Origin of the sequence: Winogradskyella sp. HaHa_3_26 (assembly GCF_019278425.1) — a bacterium.
In the GTDB taxonomy this organism is placed as follows: Bacteria; Bacteroidota; Bacteroidia; order Flavobacteriales; family Flavobacteriaceae; genus Winogradskyella; species Winogradskyella undariae.
On sequence record NZ_CP058981.1, the window covers coordinates 2,420,473 to 2,436,092 of the forward strand.

The following is a 15,620-nucleotide window of genomic DNA, read 5'->3' on the forward strand; positions in this document are numbered from 1 at the left end:
TTAAAAGATGAAAAAAATATTTAATATAAGATTGATTTTATTCATACTACCTGTTTTCATGTTTACATGTGATGATCAGTTAGATGAACAACAAGAACTAGTCGTTGTTGTAGATGATATTGATTACACTAGTGAAGACGGTGCCTTAGGTGCATTAGTTGGTGCCTATCAAAAATTTAATGACATAGGGTGGGAGCAAATACCTTTATTATCTGTAAGGGGAGATGATGTAAATGCAGGAGGTCTTGGAGATCAGCAGGGTTTTGCAGATACGGATAATTATGTTTACGATAATAATTTCTGGATGTATAATGTGTTTTTTGAAAACTGGGCACAAGATATACTTCAAATTACAGCTCAAATAGAACAATTAGAGAAATTTAGAGCAGCAGGTGTAGATTCAGATTTAATAGATCAATACGTTGCAGAATGTAGAGTGTTAAGAGGTTTTGTAACTCTAGAGCTTTCTAGAATGTTTGGAGATGTATATAAAATTGAGACTACAGATCAGACACAAATAGAAGTGCTTCCTAAAGACGAATTAATGGTTTGGATTTCAGATGAAATGGATCAGTCAATTCCATATTTATTAGATACAGCTCCAAATCAAAGAGTAGATTTACCAGGAGGGATTACTAAATACACCGGTTTAACAGTTAAGGCAATGGCTAATTTAGAAGTTGGTAATTACCAAAACGTTGCAGATGCAACAGGTGAAATTATTAATTCTAATCGTTTTCAACTTTTTGATGATTATTACCACCTATTTAAAACGGATGGGAAATTAGCTAATGAAAACATTATGGAAATTCAATATTCAGATTTTGGTCAGGCATCAGGAGAAAATGTAAGTCATTTGTTTGAATTTTATGGACCAGAAAATTGGACAGCTGCTGTGCCAGAAGCTGGTAGCGGTTGGGGATTTTATGAGCCAAGTTTCAAGTTTGTTAAATTCATGTTAGATAGAGGAGAAACAGTTCGTTTAGAAACTAGTGTGTTATTTACAGATAGAGGTATTGCAGAATTGCAAACTGACCCTAATTACGCAACGTTACCAAGTTGGATATCTAATACAACAAGAGATGGAGATGTTATTAACGATTTCACAAGAGCGTATTTTTCTAGTGGTAAACATTATTTACCTTCTATAGAGTTAACTCCTGGTAGAACTACTTACGGAACTAATAAAAACTATACAGTTATTCGTTATTCTGAAGTGTTACTAATGTATGCAGAGGCATTAACAAGAGGTGCTTCTGGTTCAGCGGGTACTGCAGATAGTGCTGTTAACTTAATTAGAAACCGTGCAGGATTAGATAATTTAAGTGGTGTTACTAGTGATCAAGTTATGGACGAGAAATTTGCAGAATTAGGAATGGAATGGGGAATTAGATTCTATGACATGGTTAGACTTGGAGAAACTGAAGAGTTGAGCTACGATGGAAGAAATTTCACCATGGAAAAAGCCTTTTTGCCTTATCCACAAGCGCAATTAGATCAGAGTTATATTCTTAATGCTTATAATCAAAACCAAAACGACTAAGAAATTATGAAAAATATAGTATTAAAAATAGCAGTAGTTTTTACGGTGCTTTTCTTAGCATCATGTGATGACGGTATAGATCCAATAACTCAAGTTAATTCAGGACCAGATCTAGAAGATCCAACAGCTCAAATTGTGAGTCCTAATGGAAATGTGTTAATTCCATTTACAGATACGGAAATAAATTTAGATATCGAGGTTTTAGTCGAAGATGATATAGAAATTAGCAATGTAACTGTCATTTTAGACGGTAATACCATTAGAACCTTTGATAGTTTTTTAGATTACCGAATATTCATGGATTCATTTCAATATGAAAACTTGCAATTAGGAAGTCATACTATTGTTGTGGAGGCAACGGATATGAGTGGCAAAACAGCATCCGATAGCTTAACTTTTAATCTTGATAACTCTTACCTACCTAGTGTGGAGGGAGAAACTTTTTATATGCCATTTTTTGAAGGGTTGTATACTGAGTTAATTAGTGAATCGGATCCTATAGAGGTTGGAACACCAAATATCGTTTCTGGTGGTTATTCTGGTAGTACTTATGAAGGAACTACAGATTCATATTTAACATTTCCAATTGATGGTTTGTTTGGTGAAGACGCTTTTAGTGCAACATTCTGGTATAAGGTAAATAGTACGCCGGATCGTGCAGGGATTTTAGTTGTAGGAAATGATACTCCAGAAAATAGAAATCAAGGTTTTAGATTGTTTAGAGAAGGCAATGAAACGGAACAAACTATTAAAGCAAACATAGGTGTTGGTACAGCAGAAAGTTGGAATGATGGTGGGATGATTGATGTTACTGCAGGCGAATGGGTTCATGTAGCTTTAACTGTTTCTGCAACAGAAAGTAAAATCTACTTAAACGGTAATTTACAAAATACGACTGTTCTAGATTCTAGTATTGATTGGACAGATTGTACAGATATAACAATTGGTGCTGGTGGAGAAACTTTTAGTTACTGGGGACATTTATCTGATTTAAGTTTAATAGATGAATTAAAATTATATAATAAAGCTTTGTCTCAGGTAGAAATAAGTTCTATGCAACCATAAGAATAATTAAGTTTAATCTAATTAATTACCCCTAGATTTTTTAAGCGGCATTTTTAATTATTAAATGCCGCTTATTCTTACCTGTTTTTGGTTTAAAAATAGAGATTAAATGATTTTTTTGATTTAGTAAGAAGTACAATAAAATGTAAGAATGTCAACGCAATTCTTTGTTTAGAATATTAGAAAATGAGTAACATAAAAAAAATTAAATTATTAATAATCACTTTACTGTGTTTAAGCTGTGGTTCAGACAATGGGCCTGGTTATCAGGAGCCATATAATCCAGGTGGTGATGATCCTATAGTTGAAGACTTAACAGACGAAGAATTATTAGACCTAACCCAAGAAACGACTTTTAAATATTTCTGGGATTATGCAGAGTCTAACTCTGGTGCAGCTAGAGAACGTTACCATGTAAATGATCCTTCAGATAGTGAAAATGTAGTCACAACAGGAGGTAGTGGTTTTGGTCTTATGGCAATTTTAGTAGGTATTGAAAGAGGTTATATTTCAAGAAGTGAAGGTTATGATAGATTAAGTCAGATTTTAAATTTCTTTGAAAACGCAGATCGTTTTCATGGCGCTTGGCCACATTGGATTAATGGAGTAAATGGTAACGTTATTCCTTTCAGCGATCAAGATAATGGTGGTGATTTAGTTGAAACTGCACTTTTTGCACAAGGATTAATTTGTGTAAAAGAATATTTTAAGGACGGATCTGAAGAAGAAGCCATTTTAGCGACTCAAGCAGATGTGTTATGGAAAGGTGTAGAATGGAATTGGTATACTCAAAACCAAAATGCTTTGTATTGGCATTGGAGTCCAGATAATGGATTTACAATGAATCTAGAATTAAAAGGTTACAACGAAACATTAATCGCTTTTGTTTTAGGAGCAGCATCAACAGATTACGCTATTGCACCAGAGGTATATAACGAAGGTTGGGCTAGTAATGGAAGTATTGTTTCTTCGGAAAGTCAATACAATATTCCGTTGATTTTAGATCATGCAGGCTCGGGATCAGGTCCTTTATTTTGGGCGCATTATTCATATTTAGGGTTAAACCCAACCAACTTAACGGATCAGTATGCGAATTACTGGGATTTAAATGTGAATCATACCAATATCAATTATCAGCATTGTGTTAATAACCCAAATAACTATGTGGATTATGGTTCAGATTGTTGGGGTTTAACAGCAAGTTATTCTAGAAATTCAGATGGTTCTACAGGGTATTCTGCTCATAGTCCTGAAAATGATTTAGGTGTTATTTCACCTACGGCAGCAATTAGTTCTATGCCTTACATACCAGAGAAATCACTTGCAGCTTTACATTATTTTTATAGTAAGAAAGATATATTATTAGGACCTGCAGGATTTTATGATGCCTTTAGTCCGCAATATAATGATTGGGTTACAGAAAGATATTTAGCAATAGATCAAGGGCCAGAAATTATTATGATAGAGAATTATAGAACCGGACTTTTGTGGAATTATTTTATGCAAAATGAAGATGTTCAAAATGGTTTAAATGCATTAGGCTTCTCCTATTAAATTTCAAATAAAAGAATCATGAAACATTTATTTTTAGTCTTAATTTTTGGTGTCACATTTTTGAATTCAGTTAGTGTAATCGCACAGAAAACCGAATCGTCAAAAGATTTGTTCTCGTATGAACATCATATGGTTAATGGCGATACGCTAAATTATAGAATGCTTCTGCCAAAAGATTTTGATGCCTCTAAAAAGTATCCATTAGTATTGATGCTTCATGGAGCTGGAGAACGTGGTAGCGATAATAAAAAGCAACTGAATAATGGAGCTAGCTTGTTTCTGAATAAAAAACACCGAGATTCTTTTCCTGCAATTGTGATTTTTCCACAATGTCCACAAAATGATTATTGGTCTAAACTAGATGCAGATCGCTCTACAAAGCCAATTACATTTAAGTACAAATACAATGAGGCACCAACTAAAGCTATGGCTTTGGTAACAGATTTAATGACAGAGATGGTCGCTAAACCGTACGTGAAAACTAATCAGGTTTACGCCATGGGATTATCTATGGGAGGTATGGGAACTTTTGAGATTATCTACCGTAATCCTGAGATGTTTGCGGCTGCAATTCCTATTTGTGGTGGTGGAGATCCAGAATATGTAACAGCTTATGTGAAAACGATTCCACTTTGGATTTTTCACGGAGCTAAAGATGATGTTGTTGATCCAAAATTATCACTAAACATGGCATCAGCAATAATAAGTGCAGGCGGATTTCCTAAACTTACTTTATATGATTTTGCAAACCACAATAGTTGGGATCCAGCTTTTGCAGAACCAGAACTTTTAAAATGGCTTTTTTCAAATACTAAATTATAATAATGAAGAGATTAATTAACATAAAAACTATCGCAATTGCAGTTATGGCAATGACCCTAGCAAACTGTAATTCTAATACGACTACAGAGATTAAATCGACATCAGATACAGAAAATCCTTTTGCTTCAAAAGTAGATTCTATTTTAGAATTAATGACTATTGATGAAAAAATAGGGCAACTTAATCTGCCAACTTCAGGTGATATTACAACAGGAGCTGCTAAAGGTTCTGATGTAGGAGAACGTATAAAACAAGGTAAAGTAGGCGGTTTATTCAATATTAAAACAGCAGAAAAGATTTATGAAGTTCAAAAGATTGCTGTAGAACAAAGCCGATTAGGTATTCCTTTAATTTTCGGTATGGATGTTATTCATGGTTATAAAACAACGTTTCCAATTCCTCTAGGTTTGTCTAGTTCATGGGATATGGAAATGATAGAAAAAACAGCAAGAGTAGCTGCGATAGAAGCAAGTGCAGATGGTATAAACTGGACGTTTTCACCTATGGTAGATATCTCTAGAGATCCACGTTGGGGGCGCGTTTCTGAAGGAAATGGTGAAGATCCTTTTTTAGGAAGTAGAATTGCAGAAGCAATGGTAAAAGGATACCAACAAGATGATCTTAGTGAGAATAATACTTTAATGGCATGTGTAAAACATTTTGCTTTATATGGAGCGCCAGAAGCTGGTAGAGATTATAATACGGTAGATATGAGCCGAATTAGAATGTATAATGAATATTTAGAACCTTATAAAGCAGCTATTGATGCAGGTGTTGGTTCTGTAATGGCATCATTTAACGAAATAGATGGTGTGCCAGCAACAGGAAATAAATGGTTACTTACAGGTTTGTTACGTGATGATTGGGGTTTTAATGGTTTTGTTGTAACGGATTATACTGGGATTTACGAAATGACAGAACACGGAATTGGAGATAAATACCAAGTGTCTGAGCAAGCTTTAAAAGCAGGAGTTGATATGGATATGGCAGGGGATTCTCCTTCAATACCTGTTGCTTTTGTAAAAACATTAAAGGAATCTTATGAGAATGGTAAGGTTTCTATGAATGATATTGATACCGCTGTGAGACGAATGCTAACGGCTAAGTTTCAATTAGGTTTATTTGATGATCCATACAAATATTGTGATGTTAATAGAGCAAAAACAGAAATTTTTACACCAGAAAACAAAGCTTTTGCACGCACAGTTGCAGCCGAATCTATGGTTTTACTTAAAAATGAAGATCAATTATTACCTATTAAAAAATCGGGAACTATTGGTTTAATTGGGCCATTAGCTAAAGCGACAAATAATATGGCTGGTACTTGGAGTGTGGCTACAGATCAAGAGAAATCTAATTCTGTTTTCGATGGTTTAACAGAAGTTATTGGAGATAAAGCGACTTTGTTATATGCTAAAGGAAGTAATATAGATTATGATTTAGGATTAGAGCAACGCGCAACTATGTTTGGTAAAGATATTCCAAGAGATGGTCGTACAGATAAGCAATTGTTAGATGAAGCACTTCAAATAGCTGCAAAATCAGATGTTATTGTTGCAACTATAGGAGAGTCTGCTGAGTTAAGTGGGGAAAGTAGTAGTAGAACCGATTTAGGAATTCCGCAAGTACAAAAAGATTTATTAAATGCCTTATTAAAAACAGGAAAACCTGTAGTTTTAGTTCTATTTACAGGTAGACCTTTGGTTTTGGTAGAAGAAAACGAAAATGTGCCAGCCATACTTAATGTTTGGTTTCCTGGTAGTGAAGCAGGTTTGGCTATTTCAGATGTGTTATTTGGTGATGTTAACCCTTCAGGGAAATTAACAGCAACCTTCCCGAGAAATGTAGGGCAGGTACCAATTTTTTATAATCATAAAAATACAGGAAGACCTTTAGGGAACGACCAAGGTATCTTTGAGAAGTTTAAAAGTAATTACATTGATGTTCGTAACGAACCTTTATATCCTTTTGGTTATGGTTTAAGTTATACAAAATTCGATTATTCTAACTTAACAACTAATACAGCTACAATTGATATGAATGGTTCTGTTGAGGTTTCGGTAGATGTTACTAATTCGGGTGATTACGACGGTAAAGAAGTTGTGCAACTCTATGTTAGAGATCTTGTTGGTACAGTTACAAGACCGGTTAAAGAATTAAAAGGTTTTCAAAAAGTTGAAATTAAAAAAGGAGAAACTAAAACAGTTAGTTTTACGTTAACTGTAGAAGATTTAAAGTTCTATAATTCAGAATTAGATTTTGTAGCAGAACCTGGACAGTTTCAAGTGTTCGTTGGTACAAATTCAGACACTAAAATGATGAAAGAATTTGAATTGAAAAAATAATAATAATACACTATTTAATGCTTGTGCAGATATTTAAGTTGAAAACCTCAAGATGTATGAGGTGATTAAAGCAGTTTTTTTCATTATTAAATTAAAAAATAAATCACCCTAATTGATTAATATAATTTTTTTATGCCACATATGATTTTTAAGTTCAAATCCCTATTCTTATTATTTTATGTGGCTTTTACATGCCAAATTACGTCACAATCTCAGGTGAGTAATTTAGGAGTGAATTCTTCAGATGATAACATTATTTTCAAAACTTACACTTATGCTATAAAAGGAAAAGATACTCTAAAAATGGATGTCTTTACTCCAAAAAATATTAAAGAGGGAGATAAATTACCTGTTTTACTTTGGATGCATGGTGGTGGTTTTTCTGGTAGTAATCGTGCTTTTACAGATGATAATAGGTTAGTTAAGTATGTAGCCCAAGAGCAGAATTATATAGGTGTTTCTATCGATTATCGATTATTACGCCAAAATAAAGCAACGGGTTTTGGTTGTGATTGTCCTAAAGACGAAAAGTTAGAAACGTTTAAACAAGCAGCTATTGATTACCTAGATGCAGCAAAATATCTCATTGCTCAAGCTGATCAACTACAAATAGATATTACTAAAATTATAGCAGGTGGCAGTAGCGCGGGAGCAGAAGGTAGTCTTAATGCTGTTTTTATGAAAGATTATTTTGTGGAAAATAAAGAAGCTTATGCTAACGTAAAATTTGCAGGTGTGTTTTCTTGTGCAGGTGCTGTTGTTGATGCTAGTTATATTTTAAAAGAGAATGCTATTCCTGCAGTGTTGTATCATGGAACGGATGATAATTATGTGCCTTTTGCAAATGAATCACATCGGTTATGTAACTCTAAACAGCCAGGTTATTTAAGGCTTGATGGTTCTAAAATTATCGCAGCTAAATTACAAGAATTAGAGAAATCTTATTATTTCCATATTGTAAAAGGTGCAGGTCATGAAATTGCTAGAATTCCTTCTGAAGATTTCGGTAAAATATTCAACTTCTTTAAACGCACGGTTTTAAATAACGAAGTGATTCAAACTAAAGTGATTCAAACAAAATAAACATGAGATATTTTTCTACTTTATTAATGCTTTTTTTTGTGTTTCAATCTTGTAAAAAAGAGGCTAATTCTGATGTCAATCAACCTTCTAATTCAAAAGAAAAAGCAGAGATAAAAAAAGGGTTTGATACCTATATTAATCCATTAGATATTGATTATACCTATATGGTTTATAATTCAACTCAAAATAAATCCTACCGTTCAGGTGCAGATCCAGCGGTTATAGAATTTAAAGGCGAATACTACATGTTCGTTACACGTTCTTTTGGTTATTGGCATTCTACAGACTTGGTTAATTGGAATTTTATTAAGCCACAACAATGGTTTTTTGAAGGTAGTAACGCTCCAACAGCTTTTAATTACAAAGATTCTTTAGTTTACTTTGCTGGTAACCCTGCTGGTTACGGAAGTATTCTTTATACCGACGATCCAAAAAGTGGAAAATGGGAACCGACAGCATCTATATCTACGGACATTCAAGATTCTGAATTATTTATAGATGATAATGGCGAAACCTATTTGTATTGGGGATCTTCTAATGTGAACCCGCTTCATGTAAAAATGTTGAATAAAGACGATCGTTTTTTAGAAACAGGTGTTCGTGAAGAATTGTTTAATCTTGATGAAGAAAAACACGGATGGGAACGTTTTGGTGAAAATAACTTTCATCCAACTTTAAAGGAAGGTTATATGGAAGGCGCTTCTATGACCAAATACAACGGAAAATATTATTTACAATATGCCGCACCAGGTACACAATTTAATGTGTATGCAGATGGTGTTTATATCGGAGATACACCGCTAGGTCCTTTTTCATATATGAAAAACAATCCGATGAGTTTTAAACCCGGTGGATTTACAAATGGTGCAGGACACGGAATAACGGTGAAGCAAACCAATGGACAATATTGGCACTTTGCAACGATGGCGCTTGCCTCTAATTCGCAATGGGAACGTCGTTTGTGTATGTTTCCTACTTATTTTGATGACGAAGGATTAATGTATACCAACACCGCTTATGGAGATTATCCGCGTTTTGGATCTAATCATCCTACAAAAGCAGGAGAGCATAATGGTTGGATGTTATTATCGTATAAAGGAGGTGTTACAGTATCTTCTTCGTTAATGCAGGTAAAGAAATTTACGTCTGATGATGATGATGTAGAAGTCACAGAATTACCTTCAGAAAAAAATAATGAAGGTGAAATAATCTCTAAAGTATTAACCGATGAAAACCCTAAAACATTTTGGGTTGCAGGTGCCAACGATGATAAACAATGGATAACGATTGAGATGCTGAAGCCAGGAAACATCAATGCTTTTCAATTGAATTTCCATGATCATGAATCAGGAATCTACACACGTACCGAAGGATTAAAACATCAATTTACTATTCAAGCTTCAGAAGATGGCATTAATTGGGGAACAGTTGTAGATAGAAGTGAAAGTGAAAAAGACACACCAAATGCTTATATTGTTTTAGATGACCCTGTAAAGGCAAAGTATGTGCGTTACAACAATATAAAAGTGCCTGGTGCAAACTTTGCGATGTCAGAGTTTAGAGTCTTCGGATTAGGACTTGAGGATAAGCCAGCAGATGTTACAGGGTTTAAAGTAAAAAGAGAAGAAGATCGTAGAGATGTATCATTTTCTTGGAATGCTGTAGAAGGTGCTCAGGGCTATAATATTCGTTGGGGAATTGCAAAAGATAAATTATATCAGTCATGGCAAGTTTACGATACAAATGAACATTTTATGCGTTGTTTAGATCGAGATACGCCATATTATTTTACAATTGAAGCATATAGTGAAAACGGAATTTCTGAAAAGAGTTCTGTTGTCTATGTTGAATAGATTTTAAAATACAAAGTGTTTATTTCTGTTATGTTTTGCTATTTGTTTTTTAGTGTTAAGCGATTCAAAATAAACATCTAAACTTACCTTTGATTTATAAGGTAAGTTTAAAGGGTTTTTCTTTAATAAACCGGTTGTCAGAGAGATAGGTTTTAATGTTGAAAAAACACTTTTTAAGTGCTTAAAAATATAGCTTTAAGCGGTGATAGAACATCAAATAACTAGCGGAAGATTTGCCAATTTTAGTTAAATTGCAGTTGTAAATTTTAAATAAACTAAGTCTCTAAATAATATTAAATATAATTAAAATGAAAAAAGGTGTTTTCTTACTATTAATCGCTGCGGTTTCCGCTTTAGGAGGCTTGCTTTTTGGTTATGATACAGGCGTTATCAATGGAGCTCAATTTTACCTTACAGAGTATTTTGATTTAAGTGATGCATTAAAAGGTTGGGTTGTTGGTAGTGCACTTATTGGTTGTTTTGTGGGTGCTATTGTTGCTGGACCTTTAAGTATTAAAATAGGAAGAAAGTGGTCTTTAATAATTTCGGCTATATTCTTTACAATTTCAGCTTATGGTTCTGGTTTGCCAGACTTATTTCCACAAACCGTAAGTATGTTGGTTGTGTTTAGAATCATAGGAGGTTTAGGTATTGGTGTAGCGTCAATGAATGCTCCAATGTATATTGCAGAAATAGCACCTTCAGATATTAGAGGGCGTATGGTAACGTATTATCAATTAGCAATTGTTATTGGATTTTTTGTGGTATTCCTAGCGACTTATTTTATTGGTAATGATTTAACGGTAGCAGAGAATATTGAATTTGGCTGGAGAAGAATGTTTTGGTCAGAGTTAATTCCGAGTCTACTATTTTTAATTTTACTATTTATTGTGCCTAAAAGTCCGAGATGGTTAGCCTTAAAAGGTAATGAAAAAGCAGCTTTAGCAGTTTTACGTCAAATAAACGGTGACGATGTAGCAGAAAAAGAAATGCTTCAGATTAAGAAATCTCTAAATGAAACTAATGATGGTGTAAAGGTGAGCTATTTCTCTAAAGGAATATTAGTTATTATAGCTATTGGCACTGTACTTTCTATGTTGCAACAGTTTACAGGAATTAATGCTGTTTTGTATTATGGGGCTGATATTTTTGAAAAAGCACTTGGTTTTGGAAAAGAAGATGTGCTCGCACAACAAATACTATTAGCATTTGTTAATTTAATATTCACATTTGTAGCCATGTTTACTGTAGATAAATTTGGTAGAAAACCTTTATTGTATATTGGGTCTGTAGGTATGATTGTTGGATTTTTGCTTCTAGGTATAACATTACAACAAGGAAATGTTGGTGTATTGTCATTAATTGGAGTATTAATGTTTATAGCATCTTTTGCTTTATCTATGGGGCCTGTTGTTTGGGTTTTATTAGCTGAGATGTTTCCTAATAAAATAAGAAGTGTTGCTATGTCTGTAGCTGTTGCAGCACAATGGGCCGCTAATTATGTGGTGTCTCAATCGTTTCCAGTCGTTATGGGAAGCGAAATGAATAATAGTGAACCATGGAATGGGTCGTTACCATATTACATCTTTATAGCTTTTATTTTAATCATTGTATTTGTAACCTATAAGTTTATACCAGAAACCAAAGGGAAGTCTCTTGAAGAGATTGAAGGGTTTTGGAAATAAGTTATAGATTAGATCATATTTATTTAATTGAAAAAATCAAGGTGCTAACACCTTGATTTTTTTGTTTATAAACGAAATGAATTATGAGGCTATGCTTTTTAAAGCAAGTATTAAGAATTAAAAACAGCTAAGGTTATTTTGTTGTGATGGTTTAATATACTTTGGGAAATACGAAGTATTAGAATGACTAAAAAAGAATATTACTGAGTTTTAAATCTAAATTACTTTTATAGATACTTTATAAAACCAAAAAACCCGATTCAGATGAATCGGGTTTTGGTGGTGGTGCCTCCAGGAATCGAACCAGGGACACAAGGATTTTCAGTCCTTTGCTCTACCAACTGAGCTAAGGCACCAATTGCTTTGTTAAGCGGGTGCAAATATAAGAACTTATTTTATATCTCCAAACAGTTTTTAATAAAATTTGATTTTATATTTTTGTAAAAATATAATTTCAGTATGAATCTTGTTGTAGATGTGGGGAATACGTATGTAAAGTTTGCGGTATTTAATTTTGCAGATTTAATATATAAAACGTCTTTTGAGCTAAATGCGTTTGAAAAACAATACGTATTACTCAAAAAAAAGTATCCAAAATTAGAAAAAGCTATTATTTCTTCTGTTGGGCATTTGTCAAAAGACCAAGTAGCGCTTATTGCAAAAGATTTAAATGCGATAGAATTATCTTCGGATTTAAGTTTTCCTTTTAAAAATGATTATCAAACCCCAAAAACATTAGGTGTTGATCGTGTGGCTCTAGTTTGTGCTTCTGTAAATCAATTTCCAAATAAAAATATTTTAATAATTGATGCAGGAACTTGTATTACTTATGACTTTATTACAAAAGATAATCACTATCTTGGTGGCGCAATTTCACCTGGATTAAGATTGCGTTATAAAGCTTTGAATAATTTAACAGCAAATCTTCCGTTATTAGAGCTTAAGTTGCCTAATAAGATAATTGGAGATACAACGGAATCATCAATTCACTCCGGGGTTGTTTATGGTACAATCAAGGAAATTGATGGCGTAATAGGAGATTATATCGACCAATACCCAGATTTAACAGTTATTTTAACAGGAGGAGATACCAATTTTTTGTCAAACCAATTAAAAAATACCATCTTTGCGAATTCAAATTTTCTTTTAGAGGGTTTGAATTACATTCTAGAATATAATTCAAAATAATGATAAAACGATTCATTGTAATTTGTATTACAATTATAAGTTCTACAGCCTTTGCACAACAAGGTACAGGTTCTCCATATTCTTTTTACGGTATTGGAAGCCTTATGTCTAAAGGTGCTGAGTATACTTATCAAAGTACAAGCGATTTTTCTAACCCTGTTTTTTCAAATGATGTTTCGACTTTCGAAAATGCATCTAAAATTGCAGTTGGTGGTTTTTATATACCAGATTATAATGCGTTTTCAGGATACTTAAAACGTGTTGTTTATAGAGCAGGTTTTAACTTTGCCAATGCTGGTTTAGTAATAAAAGACGAATCAATAAAAGAGTTTGGCATATCTTTTGGAGTAGGTTTACCAGTTGGGAATCGAAATTTATTTTCTTATGCTAATTTAGGTTTAGAATTTGGCTAAAGAGGAACAACTAACGAAAACTTAATACAAGAGAACTTTGTAAACTTTAATCTAAGTTTATCTTTGAACTCTAGATGGTTTGAACAAAAAAATATAATTAAAAAAAAATTAATTACAGATGAAGACTAAATTTACCATACTGTTTCTTTCGCTTTTTATGAGTGTTAACCTTGGATTTGCTCAGCAAGATGAAGAGTGTATGAATAATCTATCAATTTTTGATAGTTATGTGAAGAGTAAAAAATATGATGACGCTTATGGCCCTTGGCAAATTGTAAGAGAAAAGTGTCCTAAGTTCAATAGAGCTATTTATGTGCATGGTGAAAAAATACTAAAGCATAAAATAGAGAATTCTACAGGAGATGAGCAGATAGCATTTATTAATGATTTAATTTTGTTATATGATCAAGGTAGAGAAAATTTCGAATCTAGATATTCACTTGGTGAAATTTTAGAAGACAAAGCTAATTTAACATATAAGTATAGAAAAGTTTTAAATAAGACAGATCAAGAAGTTTATGATATGTTCGATGAAGCTTATACTAAGGATGTTGATAACTTTGATAGTGCAATAGGTCTTTATACTTATTTCTCTCTTGCTGTAGATTTATATGATGCAGGTGCTAAAACTCAAGAAGATGCACAATATTTATTTGATAAGTATGATGATGTTAGTGAAATAATTGAAGGTTTAATTGATGGTTATACTATAAACTTAAATAAGTATGCAGAAAAAGAAGAAGCTGGAGGTACTTTAACTAAAACAGAGTTAAGCCGTAAAGGGAGTTACGAATCTAATATCGAAGTTTTTGAAACAAAGATATTAGGAAGTATGGATACAAAACTTGGTCAGAGAGCCAACTGTGAAGTATTAGTTCCTTTATATGAAAAAGATTTTGAAGCGAACAAAAATAATGGTGAGTGGTTGCAACGTGCTATGAACAGAATGTATGCAAAAGAGTGTAAGTCTGATCCATTGTTCTTAAAATTAGTGCAACAAAAGAATGCTATTGAGCCTAGTGCAGATACATCATTCTACTTATACTTATTAACTGACGAACAAAAATATTTCGATCAAACTATAAAATTAGAAACAGATCCATTAAAGAAAGCTAAGCTTTATAAAAAATTAGCCCAAGAGTTTAAAAATAAAGGAAGTTACTCTAAAGCAAGACAATACTATATGGAAGTTTTAAAACTTAATCCTTCTGATGGTTCACCTCATTTGTCAATTGCAGCAATGTATGCTAGCAGTGCAAATAGCTGTGGAGATACTAACTTTAACAAAAGAGCTGTATTTTGGTTAGCTGCATTAGAAGCAGAAAAAGCAGGTAGAGTAGATGGAAGATTAAAATCTCACGCAGCTAAAACAGCAGCAAGTTACAGAGGTAGTGCGCCATCTAAAACAGAGATTTTTAACTGTACTTGTGCAGGTGAAACTATTAGTATCGGATGTTGGATAGGACGTTCAGTAACTGTACCAAGTAATTAATTGAAAAAAAATAAATTACATATCATCAAAAACTTAGTCACAGCAATCGTTGTGACTTTGTTTTTTTCTTGTGAGAACGACTTTAATGAAGTTCAAAAGGTCGGGTTATTGCAAAATCAACCTATTGGTGAAGCCGTAGATTTAGATCTCGATTACACAGAGTTTAAAGAAGATACGGTAAGATTACTGTCCAATTTGCGGAGTCCTAAAATGTTGGATTATTCTAATCGAAGTTTTGCTTTTAACGAATTTCCAGAAGGTGTAGAGCTTAATATTTTTGATGAACAAGGTAATAAGACAACTATTACTTCTGATTATGCTATTGTTTATTCTGAAACGGATATGATAGATTTACGTGGCAATGTTAAAATTGCAACATACCAAAAAGATACTTTGTTTACAGAGCAATTATATTATAACCAAAAGTTAGAATGGGCTTTTACTAATGAGTCCTTTTTACTTAAGAGTTTATCGGGTAATCTATATGGTATTGGATTTGATTCTGATAAAAACTTAAAAGAAAAACAAGTGGTAGAACCTGGTGGTGATTTTCAAGTTAAGAAATAACTATCTTTGT

Annotated in this window: 12 protein-coding genes and 1 tRNA gene; 12 read left to right on the forward strand and 1 reads right to left on the reverse strand. The window is 33.0% G+C overall.

Going from position 1 to position 15,620, the window contains the following annotated elements:
* Window positions 1-7: 7 nt before the first annotated feature.
* The 8 genes from H0I32_RS10360 (at window position 8) to H0I32_RS10395 (ending at window position 11,950) form a co-directional block, all read left to right on the forward strand.
* On the forward strand, window positions 8-1,543 hold the full coding sequence (locus H0I32_RS10360) for a RagB/SusD family nutrient uptake outer membrane protein (protein WP_173586426.1): 1,536 nt from the start codon (window positions 8-10) through the stop codon (window positions 1,541-1,543).
* Window positions 1,544-1,549: 6 nt separating this feature from the next.
* Window positions 1,550-2,608 carry a LamG domain-containing protein gene (locus H0I32_RS10365; RefSeq protein WP_179313410.1) on the forward strand — a complete coding sequence of 353 codons (1,059 nt, stop codon included), beginning with the start codon at window positions 1,550-1,552 and terminating at the stop codon, window positions 2,606-2,608.
* A gap of 186 nt (window positions 2,609-2,794) precedes the next feature.
* A complete protein-coding gene (locus H0I32_RS10370; protein WP_179313409.1) occupies window positions 2,795-4,162 on the forward strand; it encodes a glucoamylase family protein in 1,368 nt (455 codons plus the stop codon).
* Window positions 4,163-4,180: 18 nt separating this feature from the next.
* Window positions 4,181-4,984: an alpha/beta hydrolase-fold protein gene (locus tag H0I32_RS10375; RefSeq protein ID WP_179313408.1), complete on the forward strand. Its 804-nt coding sequence runs from the start codon at window positions 4,181-4,183 to the stop codon at window positions 4,982-4,984.
* Window positions 4,985-4,986: 2 nt separating this feature from the next.
* Entirely contained in the window at window positions 4,987-7,329 is a 2,343-nt protein-coding gene (bglX, locus tag H0I32_RS10380; protein WP_179313407.1) for a beta-glucosidase BglX, read from the forward strand.
* A 132-nt stretch (window positions 7,330-7,461) separates the two neighbouring features.
* Complete coding sequence (locus tag H0I32_RS10385) at window positions 7,462-8,412, forward strand: alpha/beta hydrolase (protein ID WP_246293596.1); 951 nt, start codon at window positions 7,462-7,464, stop codon at window positions 8,410-8,412.
* Between the two features lie 2 nt (window positions 8,413-8,414).
* The gene (locus H0I32_RS10390) at window positions 8,415-10,265 is read left to right on the forward strand and encodes a family 43 glycosylhydrolase (RefSeq protein ID WP_246293595.1); all 1,851 of its coding nucleotides are present in this window, start codon (window positions 8,415-8,417) and stop codon (window positions 10,263-10,265) included.
* A gap of 308 nt (window positions 10,266-10,573) precedes the next feature.
* Entirely contained in the window at window positions 10,574-11,950 is a 1,377-nt protein-coding gene (locus H0I32_RS10395; RefSeq protein ID WP_173586431.1) for a sugar porter family MFS transporter, read from the forward strand.
* Between the two features lie 280 nt (window positions 11,951-12,230).
* On the opposite strand, the gene H0I32_RS10400 is transcribed toward H0I32_RS10395, so the two are convergent.
* Window positions 12,231-12,306, reverse strand: a tRNA-Phe gene (locus tag H0I32_RS10400).
* 103 nt (window positions 12,307-12,409) lie between these two features.
* Here H0I32_RS10400 and H0I32_RS10405 point away from each other — a divergent pair.
* The 4 genes from H0I32_RS10405 to lptC all read left to right on the forward strand — a co-directional run bounded on the left by H0I32_RS10405 (window position 12,410) and on the right by lptC (window position 15,610).
* The gene (locus H0I32_RS10405; protein WP_179313406.1) at window positions 12,410-13,138 is read left to right on the forward strand and encodes a type III pantothenate kinase; all 729 of its coding nucleotides are present in this window, start codon (window positions 12,410-12,412) and stop codon (window positions 13,136-13,138) included.
* Entirely contained in the window at window positions 13,138-13,551 is a 414-nt protein-coding gene (locus H0I32_RS10410; RefSeq protein ID WP_173586433.1) for a hypothetical protein, read from the forward strand. Before H0I32_RS10405 ends, H0I32_RS10410 begins: the two co-directional genes overlap by 1 nt.
* 118 nt (window positions 13,552-13,669) lie before the next feature.
* Complete coding sequence (locus H0I32_RS10415; protein ID WP_173586434.1) at window positions 13,670-15,043, forward strand: hypothetical protein; 1,374 nt, start codon at window positions 13,670-13,672, stop codon at window positions 15,041-15,043.
* Window positions 15,044-15,610, forward strand: coding sequence for an LPS export ABC transporter periplasmic protein LptC (gene lptC / locus H0I32_RS10420; RefSeq protein ID WP_173586435.1), 567 nt, complete (start codon window positions 15,044-15,046; stop codon window positions 15,608-15,610).
* Window positions 15,611-15,620 lie beyond the last annotated feature (10 nt).